The sequence below is a fragment of the Domibacillus aminovorans genome, assembly GCF_001643235.1.
Lineage (GTDB): Bacteria > Bacillota > Bacilli > Bacillales > Domibacillaceae > Domibacillus > Domibacillus aminovorans.
Genome location: NZ_LQWY01000019.1, coordinates 45,651 through 59,867 on the forward strand (window position 1 = coordinate 45,651; position 14,217 = coordinate 59,867).

Consider the following 14,217-nt stretch of genomic DNA (forward strand, 5'->3'; position numbering starts at 1 on the left):
TGAAGATTCAGACTAAAACTAGAAATAATGATTAACTTAAAATTAAATATAAGTAATTGATTAATCACTAACAATTATAAATAAAAGTGAATCCTACTAAAAAATCCAAGTTAGCTCTAGCTTAACCTCAATATCATCACCAGTTGTAAAGTATTGTCCATCGGGTAATGCATATCTACCCTGATGATTCTTTGTGAGAGTGCCAATCAAAATTATCAACTCCCCTTAATAATTCTAATAACAGTTTTGACATATAAAACAACAGTTAAACTATTGGCACTTTTGATCGAACTTTTTTATAAAACGGAACGTTCATTCAAAAAGATAAGAATCCATTTTGATCAATCTTTTTCAAAATGGATTCTTTTTATATTCCGTAGAATGAGGATTTGGGGGATATTTTTAATCAAACTTTGTTTCAAAGCTACATTTTCTACAAAATTGTTATTTTCACAGTTTGGAATCAGTACGGTTATTTCAGTTTCTCCACCGTTCTCTCTTGCGGCTTTTTTTCGGCGGATCGAGTGTGGGAACTTCTCAAACGCAGTGGGCATAAGCTGATAATATATGTCGATTTGAAAGGATGTCTTGTACATGTTTCCTTATCTCTCCCCTTATTCTGAAGGATGGTGGCTCTGGAGCAATGGTGCCCTCGAATCGGATGAAAGATACCGTTTACCCGCACAGCAACGCCTTACCTTCGTGCTTGTGCATGGTTCTTGGGCTGACGCTCACTTCTGGGACGGCGTAGCGGCGGTGCTGCGCAGTCGAGGGCATGCCGTCTATACGCCGGAATACGCAGGTCACGGCAAAGATCCGAACAAAGATGTCACGCATGCGATGATCACGAAGTCCGTCGTTGATTTTATAACGAAACTGAACCTACGCAACTTTGTTCTCGTCGGGCACAGCTTCGGCGGAACTGTCATCCAAAAGGTTGCAGAACAAGTACCGGATCGCATAAAGCGTCTTGTCTTCTGGGACGCGTTTGTACTGAAAGACGGCGAATCGGTTGCCGACGAGTTCTCGCCCCAAATGAGGCAAGGTTTAGAGCAGCTCAGAGCCGGCTCGAAGGACGATACGATCATGCTTCCGTTTCCGCTGTTTCGGGATTTGTTCGTCAATACGGCCACTTTGGAGGAAGCCAAACGGATGTATGCAGGCATCACTCCGGAACCGGCTAAGCCGCTTTTCGAGAAGCTGGATCTTAAAGCGTTCTACGCGCTGCCTACGCCTAAAAGCTATGTCTATTTTTACCAAGACAACGCATTGCCACAAGGAGAGGGCTTCGGCTGGCATCCGCATATGTCCATACGACTCGGCCAGTTCCGCCTGATCGTCGGCGACGGCGACCACTTTACGGACACGCGTACAAGGGCGGCTATGGTGGCACAGAAGTTTTACGAGGCGGGCCGGGACTGACGTGCTGTAAGAGCATTTTATTGTGTGGCCAGAGCAAGATCGATCCGTAATCCGCCAAGATTCAGGAATTGATCGAAAAGGAAACAAGAGGTATTTAAAAAGGCCATCCTTTGCAGGGTGCCTCTTTAAGTATTAGTATTATCTAATTAACTAACACTTAAAGTGTTTCCAAATACTCAATATAGAATTAACGGAAGTAGTAGGAACAACTAGGCAGTGATTATAAGCAAGATTAAGCTAACGGGGGCGTTAGTTCAACAAGAAAAAGTAGTTAAGATCTTCAACAATCGGGCGCGATTGTTGAACAACATTGGTAGAAAATAATCAATCTTTTTTATAAAAACCAATCTTAAATTTGAGGGATAAGAATCCATTTTGATCAATCTTTTTTCAAAATAGATTCTTTTTATTTATCGTAAAATGCTAGCTTGTGAGGAATTTTTAATCAAACTTTATTTTAAAGCAACATTAATTTATCAATTCTAACCATATAATTAAGAAATTAAACAAAAGGAGGAATTGAAAATGAAACATAATGCTTTGCACCAATGGCAAAAAGATCATAATAAACGTGTAAAAGAATTCCATAAAAATCACGCTTCTCAAATAGCCAATGGAGAAAACGGAAATGGTTGGTTAGCCAAACTAGAAAGATTTGTCTATACCAAAGGAAGTACTCTTTTAAAAACAGTGAAATAATATTCTAATAATCAACTGCTCCTTTTTAGGACAGTTCTTTTTTTTATTATTGATGTATATTTTGTTACGCAGTTTAGGTCTACTGTTCAGCATTCTTTTTTTGTAAGACAGTCTAGTCCGCAAGGAATGATTGCATAAAATACCACTTTTTCATGCAGCCACTAAGCTGATTTGAGGGACAGAAACCTTGTTAAATTCATGATGCATAAAATCCTGCATAGAGAAAATAGAGGACACAAAGAAAAACCCTTGTACAATAAGGGGGCTTTTCTTTGAGTGAACTTCCTTTTTTGTGATGTTATGTCAAGTAAGGGTGTATAAACTCTACACTCCACTTTTTCGGTAAAATATGCATGAAAAGGATAATTATTTAAATTCATGAAGTGGCTAAAATCACAGTGGTGTAGTATTTTAAATGAATCTGAGGTGTCTTATGTTTAAAATTATTATTTTACTTCTCTTTTTGTTCCTTAGTGATTGCAAGTACTTTGAATAATGTGGAAGTACCAATAGACTCTCCATATTATAAAGCATCCGTATTCTTAACGCTGGGTACAGGGGTCATCATTATTATTTTAACGATCGTGTTATTCATTCATATTATGTTAGTCGTGTTAGGTAAAGAAAAACGCCGATTCTACTTCGATGAAGCATCTGATTTATATACAACTAGAAAAAAATAATATAATAAACCGTCTTCTATCCAATAGGAGTCGGTTTTTTTATAGATTTAAGCTTGCTGTAAGGTTGAGATAAAAATGCTGTAAGGATGAGCATTTATAGTATAAATATCAGCAAAACTAACGAGGTGAAACAAATGGAACCATTATTAAAAGTAGAAAATATTAAAAAAACATATGGTAAATCAAGCGCTGCTTACACAGCGTTAGAAAAAGTATCTTTTGTCATTCAAGAAGGAGAATTTGTAGGTATTATGGGGCCTTCTGGAGCGGGGAAATCGACTTTGCTTAATATGTTAGCAACAATTGATTCACCAACTGAAGGGAAAATTTATATGAATGATACGAGTATTCACGATATGAAGGAAGCTGCTTTAGCAGATTTCAGACGTGACAATCTCGGTTTCATCTTCCAGGATTACAATTTGCTCGACTCATTGACTGTGAAGGAAAATATATTATTGCCGCTGGCGATTGCGAAAATTCCAGCGAAAGAAATCAATATCATAGTGACTCGTATTGCTAAAGTATTCGGTATTGAGGATTTACTAGCAAAATATCCATACCAAATTTCAGGTGGCCAAAAGCAAAGAACAGCTGCAGCAAGAGCACTTGTGACAGAACCTGCACTGATTCTAGCTGATGAACCAACAGGTGCACTTGACTCAAAATCAGCGACAGATCTACTTGAAAGCTTAAGTAATTTAAATGAAAATAATAATTCTACCATCATGATGGTGACACATGATGCATATGCCGCAAGCTTCTGCCGTCGTATTATTTTCATCAAGGATGGTACACTTTCAACAGAAATTTATCGCTGTGATCAAACGCGTAAAGCTTTCTTCCAAGAGATTTTAGATATCCTTGCAACAATTGGGGGTGAGGTAGATGACGTTATTTAGTCTAGCGAGAAAAAATATTGCGCGAAACTTCTCCCAATATTTTTTATACATCGCATCTATGGTTTTTAGTATTGTCATCTACTTCACATTTGTGACATTAAAATATAGCGATACGATTGAAGAAAAAACGGCTTCATCACAAAAATTAGATTCACTAATGAGTGGTGCGGCAGTCATTCTAATATTCTTCGTTGCCATATTTATTGCATATTCGAATTCATTCTTTATGAAAAAACGTAAAAAAGAAGTGGCATTGTATGCATTACTAGGCGTACGTAATCGTCAAATTGGCTTAATGCTCTTTTTTGAAAACTTATTATTAGGCTTAGTTTCATTAGTAGTGGGGATTGTACTTGGATTCCTTTGTTCAAAAGGATTTATGACGATTTTGATTCATTTAATGGGCTATGATGTCATGGCACCATTTACATTTTCGGGATCAGCAGCTTTGAACACCGCTATCGTATTTCTTCTTATTTTCTTAGTGACGTCATTCCAAGGCTATCGTTTAATTTATCAATTTAAACTAATTGATTTATTCCATGCATCGAAAAAAGGGGAAGCGGCTCCAAAGTCATCTATAATTGTAGCCATTCTTGGAGTATTTCTAATTGTCATCAGTTATTGGTTGGCGATGCAAGATCTTTTTACTTCTAAAGTGTGGGAAAAAGTCGGCTTTTTAATGACAGCACTAATTATTTTAACAACAGTTATTGTCGGTACGTTTTTATTGTTCCACAGTGTGACAGGCTTTGTGTTAGCAGTGATTAAGAAAAGTGAAAAATGGCTGTGGAAAGGTCTTCATTTAATGACGATTTCACAACTACTATATCGTGTTCGAGGTAATGCACGTACATTGACCGTGATTGCGGTATTAAGTGCTACGACAGTAACAGCAGGTGGTGCGGTGTATAGTCTTTATTACAACACAAATGACTTGGTTAAGACCGCTAATCCGAATACCTTTATGTATCAGCAAACGGATGCAAAAAGCGATAAACAAGTCAGTACTATACTATCAGGTACAAAGTATGATGAAAATATCGAAGCACTATCTGTCACATTTAATACCAAAGAATTAAACTCAGCATCAGCATTCGATAGCTCAGATAAAAGAATTTATACTGTTATCAATGAAAAAGCATATAACAAATTAGCAGCAGTACAACATAAGGAAAAACTACATGTTAATAATGACAATGCTGTTATTTTAGATATTGGATATGACAAAAGATTCTCACCTAAATACAAAGGCAAAATCATCACAACAGAAAACAACAATGCAATCACATTCCAAAGTTTTAAAACACAAACAGTTTTAAATGCAGGCACCGCAGGCATTGCAGTGGTAGTATCAAATGATCAATTTAAAGCATTACGTAAAGATGGAGAAGCACTAAAATATCGTGTCATTGGTATGGATCAAGCTTCTACAGGTCTATCTAAAAAAATTGCAAAACAATTACCTGAAGAAGCGCTATTTTCTAGTGCTCCTCAAGACTTCCAAACAAGCATTGAAGGCGTAGGCTCACTGCTCTTTATCGGAAGTTTCCTTGGTCTAGTATTTTTAGCTGCAACAGGTAGTATCATTTACTTTAAAGTTTTAACTGAAGCAGAGGAAGATAAACCACAATACAATATGCTTCATAAAATGGGTGTTAGCACAAAAGAAATGCGAAAATCCATTGCATCACAAGTATTTGTCATCTTCTTCGTACCACTAGTAGTAGGGTTATTACACAGTGCTGTTGCTTTAAAAGCCTTCTCTAGCTTACTGATGATGAATCTAGCAAAACCTGTGTTGATCTGGATGATTGCTTATACAGTTATTTACGGTCTGTATTATGTCTTAGCGGTAGCTTCTTACAATCGTATTATTACACAAAATAATAAAACAGAAGGATGATCGAGATGAAGAAATTTCTAATTGTAGTTGGTATTTTGTTTGTACTAGGAGTAGTAGGAGTCTTCGCGCTTACTAATATTGACTTCAACCGCATGAATGCCAACAATTATTATTTACAAATTACAGAGGATGGGGTACCACATGAAGATAAACTAGATGATGGTTCAGTTATGACCTACTATTCTTATAAACTAGACGCCACAAATGCTGATGGTGAAACAATTCCACTTGAATTCACAGCACAAAAAAATCTCCGTAAAGATGCCTACCTGAAAATGTACGTAAAAAATGGTAATGAAGTATCGTCATATGATGAAGTGAAATTTGAAGATATTCCGAAAAAGGCACAAAAAAATTAAAATATTAAAGAAGGGCTGTCTCCAATAAGTAAGTGGGGAACAGCCCTTTTCTCTGCCTATTAAGAAGAATATGATTAGCATTATAAAAGTATAGTAATGGTGGTCCCCTTATTTTCAACGCTAGTCAAATCGAGTTTCCCGTTATGAGCCAAAATAATCTCTCTTGCAATCGCCATTCCTAAACCAGTACCATGTGTGCTGGTAGTATTCGTACCGCGATAGTAGCGTTCAAAAACCTGTTCTAAATCTTTAGAGGGAATACCGCGACCATTATCAGCAATAGTAATTTGGGTATGAAATTCTGGAGCAGTAGATATGTTGCTTGATTTTTGCTCTTGTTCACATTGTGGGTAAACGTTATCAATTCGAATATTCACAACAACATTTTCATCGTTATGCACAAGTGCGTTGTAAATAAAGTTAAAAATCGCCCGTTTTAGTAATTTTTTATCCACTTTATGCACTGCTTTGTCCATATTTGTCTCAAATTCAACCTGTCGATCACCAAATGGTGAATCATTTAAAAGCTCAATCGTCATTTCACGTATAAACCCAACGATATTTACATCTTCAAATTGCAATGGGAGTTGTTGATTGCGCAAACGCATAGTTAAATTGAGGTCATCTAACAAATCTTTCATATACATCGAATTTCTATTAATAATCGATGTATAATCATGCAATTCCTGTAGTGTTAAATCTGTTACACTGTCTTTCATCAATTCTGCATAACCATGGATAGAGGCGAGAGGTGTTTTCATGTCATGCGAAACATTGCTAATCCATTCCTCACGCATTTGGTCGAGATGATTACGTTCTTTCTCATGCTGATCTAATTTCACCGAAAGTTCATTCATATTGCGAAATACATCTTCATAAACGCCTTTTGGTACGGACATCTTTTTAAATCGTCTTTCCCGAAGCTGCTGAATTCCTTCTATTAATGTGTTGAGTGGTGTCGTTAATCTTTTACCAAATAAAAATCCAATAACTATTGCAATAAAAATATCAACGATTAAAAATACTAAAAGTAAGATATTAATGTATTTAAAAACTTTAGCATAATCATAGGTCATTACATAGCGACCTATTCTCTGATCTTTAATCCCTAAAAAATAGCTAAAATTATGGGCTTTGCCGACAAAAACAGTCGTATTCGCATCTACTTCTTTATATTTATACGTTTGTACAATTTCAACAGGGGAATACTCTGTTTGCAAATTTTTAGGTGTATAAAATGCTGCCACTTGCTCACCCTCATTATTCAAAAATTGTATCCAGGCATTCATGTCTTGTAGTTTTTCTAAGCCTTCTTCATTTACTATGGGTTTTTCATTTTGTAGTTCTACATATTGTGAAAAAATTCGGCTAAAGTTTTCCGCAGACCCTTCTTCTGTGCCGAATATATTATACATTGATTGTAAAATGAGTAAGCAGAAGAGTAAAATTGTATTTACAATCCCTACAATCACAACAATTGTCACAACGGATCCTAAAAAGCGCCGTGTCAATTTCCACTTCATCTTGCCTCACCCCTTGGTATGTAATTTATAACCAAGCCCTTTAACAGTTATTAAAAACGAAGGTTTTGAAGGATCTACCTCAATTTTTTCACGTAAACGGCGAATATGTACCATCACCGTATTATCGGAGCCAAAGAATTCATCGCCCCACACATGTTCAAACAAAGTTTCCTTGCTCAAAATTTGATTCGAATGATGCATAAAACAGCCCATCAGCCCAATTTCTTTAGCTGTGAGCTCAATCGTTTTGCCATCTTTTTTCAATTCTGTTTCATTGACACTAAGCTCAAAAGGACCAACATGCAAACTTTTCGAAGTCGATTTTTCCTCTGAAAAGCCAGCACGTCTCAGCTGTGCCTTCACCCGATAAGCAACTTCTTTCGGACTAAAAGGTTTGGTAATATAATCATCTCCACCTATAGCCAGTCCTAAAAGCTTATCAATTTCCTCATCCTTCGCCGACATAAATAAAATTGGCACATTTGACAATTCACGAATTTGCTTGCATAAATCATAGCCTTCGCCATCAGGTAGCATAATATCAAGCAATACAAGTGCAGGATTATACTCCTGAAACTTAGCCCAACCATCTGCAACCGTCCCTGCGGTTACAACATTTTTAATACCTTCTTTATGTAAAACTGTCTCCATCAGACGTGCTAAATCTTCCTCATCGTCAATAATTAAAATCCACTGATCACTAGCCATTCTTCTACCTCCTAAACAACAATCTTTACCTACAGTATAGAGTAACCCGTAATTCTTTCGCAAAAAATATAGAAGAAACACGACAAAATTAAGCTGTTTTTTATGATAATTCGCACCATCCTTTTCAACTTTTTTATAAAAGAATACCCCTGTAAGATACAATAAGAGCATGTTTTGATTAATCCTTGTGTTGTTCTACTAATAATCACCTTATCCATATAAATCAATTACGGCCTTAGCCATATCTCTAACAGCTTGCTTTAACGTATCGGGACGAATGATTTTTATTTGATTACTAAAGCCCAGTACATATTCTTTTGCCTCTTGTTCCGTATCAAAACATAGATTCGCTGGAATCCATCCATTTTCTTTTTTAGATTCAACATACAGAACCTGTACAAAACGTCCGGTAAACTTTATCCGCTGAATAATGGATGGAGAAATCTCGACGTCTACCTCAAACTTCTGCAGACTTTTGATAAATGCTTGCTTAGACTCTTGCCAATAATCGACGAGATTAAATTCAGGTGGTCTTATGAATCTGTCGTTTGTCATCTCAGCAGATTTCACTCTGGATACTCTGTAGTTTTTTATCTTTTCGTTAGAGACTGCTATTAAATACCACGTTCTGCCTTTAGCAACTAATCCTAATGGCTCAACTATTCTTTCATGTATTTCATGATCGCCTCGTTCATATTCCATTTGAATTTTTCTTTCATCCCAAATGGCTTCTTGTAAGATCCCAAGAGCATTTAGTTCTTCAGAAGATTGTCTCCATGTGTCGGTATCAATGTGAATTCGGTTCCATATATCATTGGCATCTTTTTGCAATGTTTTTGGAATGGTTGCTAAAAGTTTTTGACGTGCTTCTTTCCAATCTTTTGTGAAGCCTAAATCAGAGAGCAACTGAAAGGAAGGAGAAAGAAACAAGGATTTGATTTCTCCCTCTTTTAAACCGGTAAGTTTTGTTCGATATTGCTCAAGTAATCGCCAGCCGCCTAACTTTCCTCGTTCTGCCAAAACAGGAATACCAGCAGCACTTAACGCTTCCATATCCCGATGAATCGTTCGCTCGGTCACTTCCAATTCTTTCGCCAATGCTTTTGTTGTTAATTTTTCGTTGTTCTGCAGCAACAATAATATGCTGATGAGTCGGTCTGCTCGCATAGATTTCTCCTAAAAAAAGAATTTTTATTATGACATAAGATGTCAACTTTAAAGATTATACTAAAGATAGTACAAAATAGGGGGAAGATGCAAATGCGGTCTTTAAAAGGAAAAGTAGCTTTGGTAGCAGGAGGCACAAGAGGAGCGGGACGTGGAATTGCAATGGAATTAGGAACCGCCGGAGCTACTGTTTATATTACGGGACGTACAACAAGAACCGAGGTTTCTGAATACGGGCGTTCAGAAACGATTGAAGAAACAGCAGAACTTGTCAACAATCTTGGTGGAGTGGGTATTCCTGTACAAGTAGACCATCTTGTACCTGAACAAGTGAAATCTTTATTAGAAAGAATTGAAAACGAACAGGGAAGATTAGATATCCTTGTTAATGACATTTGGGGAGGGGAATATTTGATCGAATGGAATACACCCGTCTGGAAGCACTCTCTTGAAAAAGGCTTACGGATGCTGCGTTTGGCGATTGATACACATCTTACAACAAGTCATTACGCACTGCCTTTATTAATCAAAAATGAGAGTGGATTAGTAGTTGAAGTAACGGACGGTACAGAAGAGTATAACAACAAAAATTACCGACTCTCTATGTTTTATGATCTAGCGAAAAGCTCAGTAAATCGTATGGCTAAGGCGTTGGCGCATGAACTTTCTCCATATGGATGCACAGCAGTTTCTATGACACCTGGCTGGATGCGATCAGAAATTATGCTTGAGACATTTGGGGTGACTGAGGAAAATTGGAGAGAGGCAACAAAGAAAGAACCTCATTTCGTAATCTCGGAAACACCGCGTTATATAGGACGGGCTGTTGCTGCACTAGCAAAGGATCCTGATCACCATCGTTTAAACGGGCAATCCCTCTCAAGTGGTGAACTCGCGAAGATGTATGACTTCTATGATATTGATGGATCTCAGCCGGATTGCTGGAGATACTTAGTGGAAGTTCAGGAGGCTGGAAAACCTGCTAGTGCAGAAGGATATAGATAGATGTAGGTTTGAAAAAAAGTTCGATAATTTCTAAAAAAGATTGATAAGAATAGCTTACAGATTATTGAGTCCATGAACAGTTCTTATTTTCCATTTCATGTACAATGATGAGTAAAAAGTATTTAAAGGACAGCTACCTTCAGCAATATTTATCAAAAATCCTTTCTTTACATTCGTTATGATGGTTTTGAGGTGAGTGAAGTGTATTATAGCGAGGTTACACAAAAAACGATTGCGTTTATCGAAAGTAATTTAACAGAAGATATTCAATTAGATTCTTTTCCAAATGTTATTGGATACTCTAAGTATCATTTGCTACGTATTTTTAAACAAGAAACGGGTAAGTCGATTGGGGAATATATTCGTATCCGTAGGCTTGCAATGGCATCAACTCTGTTACTACATTCCGATGAACCCATTATTACAATCGCTTTTTTATTTCACTTTCAATCTCAAGAAGCGTTTACAAGAGCTTTTAAAGATATGTACAGCTTACCCCCGGGGAAATATCGCAAAATCATGAAAACCATACGGATCTTAAAGGAGGAACAAATGATGAACATAAATCAACCAATTAAAGGGTGGAGCTTAAGTGGTTCAAACCCAGAGCTGTATGAAATATCTGTAGACACAAATGTATTTCATACAGGTATAAAATCAGGACTACTCGCAGCAAAAAGCGAAGCAAATATGCAACATTTTGGTACAATGATGCAAGGTTTTCAAGCGGACCAGTTCAAAGGAAAACGTTTAAAATTATCTTGCTATTTAAAAACGGAAAATGTAGCGAAATCTGGTGCTTGGTTACGAGTAGACAATGCAGATGGTGATACACTTCAGTTTGATAATATGAGCGAGCGTTCGATTGAAGGAACAGCAGATTGGAATCATTATTCAATCGTACTGGATGTTCCCGAGCAAAGTGCATCTATCCATTTTGGCGTTTTGCTTATCGGAAGTGGAAAAGTATGGGCAGATGGATTCTGCTTGGAGAAAGTAGACAAGAAAGTGCCTACAACAAATCTATTAGCTGCGGAAAAGCTTCCCAAGCAGCCAAGTAACTTAGATTTTAGTGAATAATGAAAATTTATAATATTTGATTTCTTGTAAGATCTGTATCCGTAGGCTTTAGGATAAAGAATATAAAATGAATGATAAATTATCGAACTTTATCATAAAAACTGAATACGAAACACAAGGAAAAAATCCGTTTTGATCAATCTTTTAAAGGGTAAATGAAGGACTATCAAGAAAGAAAAATAGGGCTGGTTGACGATTTGCTTGGAGAATTTAGTTTAGTTAATATATATGGATTAGGTGAAGCAAAAGTTGAGGTATTTTTAAACTTTGTAGAAATTTGTATGACTCACGGCATCTTGGACTTACATTACCATAACCTAATCTATAGTGGTGGAGAGGTTGATAAAATAGATTTAGCCATTTGTGAAAAATATCTAAAAATTCTTTCGAAAGAAGTAATGAAAGATGAAAGAAAATACAATGATGTATATAAACATTATGGGTTCAATTAATTATGTCACGGGGTACGGGATGTTAGGGATTAAACAATTCTCTGATGTGGCTTCGAAATAAAGTTCGATAATTTTAAAAAAGTCTGATCAAAAATCAATTAACTTCCTTTATTGATAGTGCTTACAATATAAATTCATCTATATAATGAGTGTTAGGCTGTCGAGCGTTTCTCGACAGCCTGAGCACCGAAATTCGGTACTTTTTCTTCCGTCTAATATCAGTAGATTATTTTACTTTAAAGACTCCACATATGAATGAACCATTTCTGAGGTAACTAATTTACGAGTAGGTATAAACCTTTGGTTTGCAAGCACATTGATTTGCAAAGTGATTTGATTAATTTGGTCTGTTGTAAAATCCTTTTCAGCTTTACATAATTCTATAGCTCTTTGAATATAATCTTCCCGTTGTCGGTCTAAAAGGGAAAATTCAATAAATATTTGATTTTGTTTTTGGGCATGTAACGTAAGGGCTTTATGTACACTCATGTTCCTTCACTCCTATGATTTTTCTAATAGCTACTTCTATATATTTTAAACTATCAATTCCGCAGTTGATATATATAAGTTCAACTTAATTTTCTGACATGGCTTTGGAGTTCTCGGGGCAATTGAATAAGGAAAACAAAACGATCAAAATTTTTTATAAAAAAATCATTCAATTTGACACAAGAGAGCATGTTTTGATTAATCTTATTATCAAGACCTAAATTAAAAAAAGATAAATAAATTAAAGGAGATTACATATTTTATATGACTAATATGTAATCTCCTTTCTTAAATACTGCCAATCTCTGTTTTACCACTATTTGTGATACGGTTCAAAATGAGGTTTATAATATTTATTGATATCAATGCTGTTAAAATAACAATTTTACTTCTTATTTTCTTTTACAATACCGAATTGAATCATAAAATATATGCTAAGTAATTAGATAAAAACAAGCATTCGTTTATCTAAAGAAAACTTAATAAAACCTTTACATAGAAATACTTAACTCTATATTTTCTAAAAGTATAATAAAATATATAGATTTATATTGATTCCAACTTTGATAGAGATATTTTGGTGGTAAACCACGCTTGTTAACAAAAAATTAAGTGTTAAACTCAAAAAAAAACAATTAAACTCCATTGTTTGTTCAGACGCTATTCAAAACAAGGAGGAAATACTTATGCCATTTCCTACAAAGGTACTTCATATTTACCTTAGTGCTACATCCCTCGTGATTTCAGGAATTTTGTTTGTACTTTATCCAGCATTACGTCCCTTTTCTGATGAAACATCCATGGAAGGTGCCACAGCCTTCGCCTCCACCGAATGGTTAGTGGCACATATGCTAGCCATAGTTGCTTTCACACTACTGCCACTTGGTTTACTAGGGCTTCACAACTCATTACAAGGAACAGCAAGAAACTCACTTACCAATTGGGCGTTCGTGTTGTGTTTAGTAGGGATTGGTCTAGTTTTGCCTTTTTATGGAGGGGAAACATTCGGTCTTCATGCTATAGGGCAGGAAGCGATAAGGCAACAATCAGCCGAACTGGTTAGTCTAGCAAATATCGTTCGTTCTGGTGCAGGCCTGGTTATGTTCCTTATAGGACTCCTACTACTTGGCATTGCCACAATTTTATTTGCTATTGCAATTTGGAGGTCTGGCAAATATCCGAAATGGAGTGGCCTTCCATTCGCATTCGGGATGTGTCTATATATTCCGCAATTTTTTGTTGGGCAACCATTGAGAGTAGTCCACGGATTATTGGTCGCTATTGGTTGCATCTGGATAGCAATAGATTTATGGAAAAGTAGCAACCAAAATATTAGCCAGAAGGCCTAGCCAAAGATTTTTGAATCCTAAGAGGACAACAGCTTGCGTCAAGTGAGGTCATCAAGATAAAACAGAACAAGGGCAGACTGAGACTATGTAAACGCGGAGCAGTCGCCATAGCATTCTTCTTAATTGAGGGATGAGGATTGAAACGAACAGCTAGCGACGCAGGGAAATTAGATACACGATAGCCTCCATCTTAAAAGAATTTACGAGTTTTAATCAAACTTTTTTATAAGGACCGTATTTAGATGTGGTGCGAAAGAATCCATTTGATCAATCTTTTTTCAAAATGGATTCTTTTTTATGTCGTAGAATGCGGGTTTGTGCGAAATTTTTTATCAAGCTTTATTTCCAACTAACAACTTTATTCTAAGGCAACAACATTATGAACATTATGTTTACCTTCTGTAGCTTTGTAAAAAAGATTAATCATTTATATTGAACTACCCACCACTTATCGATCTTACGATCTGATTGAA

The 14,217-nt window shown here is 36.2% G+C and carries 14 protein-coding genes; 10 read left to right on the plus strand and 4 right to left on the minus strand.

Annotated elements, in window-relative coordinates; genetic code table 11:
* Positions 1-594 precede the first annotated feature (594 nt).
* From AWH49_RS08575 to AWH49_RS08595, 6 genes are all read left to right on the plus strand, one after another.
* Positions 595-1,422, plus strand: coding sequence for an alpha/beta hydrolase (locus AWH49_RS08575; RefSeq protein ID WP_082862735.1), 828 nt, complete (start codon positions 595-597; stop codon positions 1,420-1,422).
* Between the two features lie 525 nt (positions 1,423-1,947).
* Positions 1,948-2,121 (plus strand): hypothetical protein, encoded by a 174-nt coding sequence (locus AWH49_RS20330; protein WP_169815985.1) that lies wholly within the window; start codon positions 1,948-1,950, stop codon positions 2,119-2,121.
* 488 nt (positions 2,122-2,609) lie between these two features.
* A complete protein-coding gene (locus AWH49_RS08580) occupies positions 2,610-2,804 on the plus strand; it encodes a hypothetical protein (protein WP_063965351.1) in 195 nt (64 codons plus the stop codon).
* 134 nt (positions 2,805-2,938) lie between these two features.
* Positions 2,939-3,706, plus strand: a complete 768-nt coding sequence (locus tag AWH49_RS08585; protein WP_063965352.1) for an ABC transporter ATP-binding protein — start codon at positions 2,939-2,941, stop codon at positions 3,704-3,706.
* Positions 3,693-5,612 carry an ABC transporter permease gene (locus AWH49_RS08590; RefSeq protein ID WP_063965353.1) on the plus strand — a complete coding sequence of 640 codons (1,920 nt, stop codon included), beginning with the start codon at positions 3,693-3,695 and terminating at the stop codon, positions 5,610-5,612. The genes AWH49_RS08585 and AWH49_RS08590 overlap by 14 nt, the downstream gene beginning before the upstream one ends.
* 5 nt (positions 5,613-5,617) lie before the next feature.
* On the plus strand, positions 5,618-5,971 hold the full coding sequence (locus AWH49_RS08595) for a YxeA family protein (protein ID WP_063965354.1): 354 nt from the start codon (positions 5,618-5,620) through the stop codon (positions 5,969-5,971).
* 80 nt (positions 5,972-6,051) lie between these two features.
* Here AWH49_RS08595 and AWH49_RS08600 read toward each other — a convergent pair whose 3' ends face one another.
* The 3 genes from AWH49_RS08600 to AWH49_RS08610 form a co-directional block, all read right to left on the minus strand.
* Complete coding sequence (locus AWH49_RS08600) at positions 6,052-7,494, minus strand: sensor histidine kinase (protein WP_063965355.1); 1,443 nt, start codon at positions 7,492-7,494, stop codon at positions 6,052-6,054.
* Between the two features lie 6 nt (positions 7,495-7,500).
* Positions 7,501-8,202 carry a response regulator transcription factor gene (locus AWH49_RS08605; RefSeq protein WP_034290495.1) on the minus strand — a complete coding sequence of 234 codons (702 nt, stop codon included), beginning with the start codon at positions 8,200-8,202 and terminating at the stop codon, positions 7,501-7,503.
* A 210-nt stretch (positions 8,203-8,412) separates the two neighbouring features.
* Positions 8,413-9,369, minus strand: coding sequence for a helix-turn-helix transcriptional regulator (locus tag AWH49_RS08610; protein ID WP_063965356.1), 957 nt, complete (start codon positions 9,367-9,369; stop codon positions 8,413-8,415).
* Positions 9,370-9,462: 93 nt separating this feature from the next.
* On the opposite strand from AWH49_RS08610, the gene AWH49_RS08615 reads away from it, so the two are divergent.
* The 3 genes from AWH49_RS08615 (at position 9,463) to AWH49_RS08625 (ending at position 11,906) form a co-directional block, all read left to right on the plus strand.
* Entirely contained in the window at positions 9,463-10,374 is a 912-nt protein-coding gene (locus AWH49_RS08615) for an SDR family oxidoreductase (RefSeq protein ID WP_063965357.1), read from the plus strand.
* Positions 10,375-10,575: 201 nt separating this feature from the next.
* Positions 10,576-11,454: a helix-turn-helix domain-containing protein gene (locus tag AWH49_RS08620; protein ID WP_063965358.1), complete on the plus strand. Its 879-nt coding sequence runs from the start codon at positions 10,576-10,578 to the stop codon at positions 11,452-11,454.
* A 155-nt stretch (positions 11,455-11,609) separates the two neighbouring features.
* Complete coding sequence (locus tag AWH49_RS08625) at positions 11,610-11,906, plus strand: hypothetical protein (protein WP_063965359.1); 297 nt, start codon at positions 11,610-11,612, stop codon at positions 11,904-11,906.
* Positions 11,907-12,137: 231 nt separating this feature from the next.
* Here the strand turns inward: AWH49_RS08625 and AWH49_RS08630 are convergent, their stop codons facing one another.
* Positions 12,138-12,395: a DUF2533 family protein gene (locus AWH49_RS08630; protein ID WP_063965360.1), complete on the minus strand. Its 258-nt coding sequence runs from the start codon at positions 12,393-12,395 to the stop codon at positions 12,138-12,140.
* A gap of 686 nt (positions 12,396-13,081) precedes the next feature.
* Here AWH49_RS08630 and AWH49_RS08635 point away from each other — a divergent pair.
* Positions 13,082-13,744 carry a hypothetical protein gene (locus AWH49_RS08635; protein WP_063965361.1) on the plus strand — a complete coding sequence of 221 codons (663 nt, stop codon included), beginning with the start codon at positions 13,082-13,084 and terminating at the stop codon, positions 13,742-13,744.
* Positions 13,745-14,217 lie beyond the last annotated feature (473 nt).

Coding starts and splice junctions, on each gene's coding strand:
- AWH49_RS08595 (WP_063965354.1), top strand. CDS start 5,618: ATGAAGAAATTTCTAATTGTAGTTGGTATTTTGTTTGTACTAGGAGTA.
- AWH49_RS08590 (WP_063965353.1), top strand. CDS start 3,693: ATGACGTTATTTAGTCTAGCGAGAAAAAATATTGCGCGAAACTTCTCC.
- AWH49_RS08630 (WP_063965360.1), bottom strand. CDS start 12,395: ATGAGTGTACATAAAGCCCTTACGTTACATGCCCAAAAACAAAATCAA.
- AWH49_RS08600 (WP_063965355.1), bottom strand. CDS start 7,494: ATGAAGTGGAAATTGACACGGCGCTTTTTAGGATCCGTTGTGACAATT.
- AWH49_RS08585 (WP_063965352.1), top strand. CDS start 2,939: ATGGAACCATTATTAAAAGTAGAAAATATTAAAAAAACATATGGTAAA.
- AWH49_RS08615 (WP_063965357.1), top strand. CDS start 9,463: ATGCGGTCTTTAAAAGGAAAAGTAGCTTTGGTAGCAGGAGGCACAAGA.
- AWH49_RS20330 (WP_169815985.1), top strand. CDS start 1,948: ATGAAACATAATGCTTTGCACCAATGGCAAAAAGATCATAATAAACGT.
- AWH49_RS08605 (WP_034290495.1), bottom strand. CDS start 8,202: ATGGCTAGTGATCAGTGGATTTTAATTATTGACGATGAGGAAGATTTA.
- AWH49_RS08635 (WP_063965361.1), top strand. CDS start 13,082: ATGCCATTTCCTACAAAGGTACTTCATATTTACCTTAGTGCTACATCC.
- AWH49_RS08625 (WP_063965359.1), top strand. CDS start 11,610: ATGAAGGACTATCAAGAAAGAAAAATAGGGCTGGTTGACGATTTGCTT.
- AWH49_RS08610 (WP_063965356.1), bottom strand. CDS start 9,369: ATGCGAGCAGACCGACTCATCAGCATATTATTGTTGCTGCAGAACAAC.
- AWH49_RS08575 (WP_082862735.1), top strand. CDS start 595: ATGTTTCCTTATCTCTCCCCTTATTCTGAAGGATGGTGGCTCTGGAGC.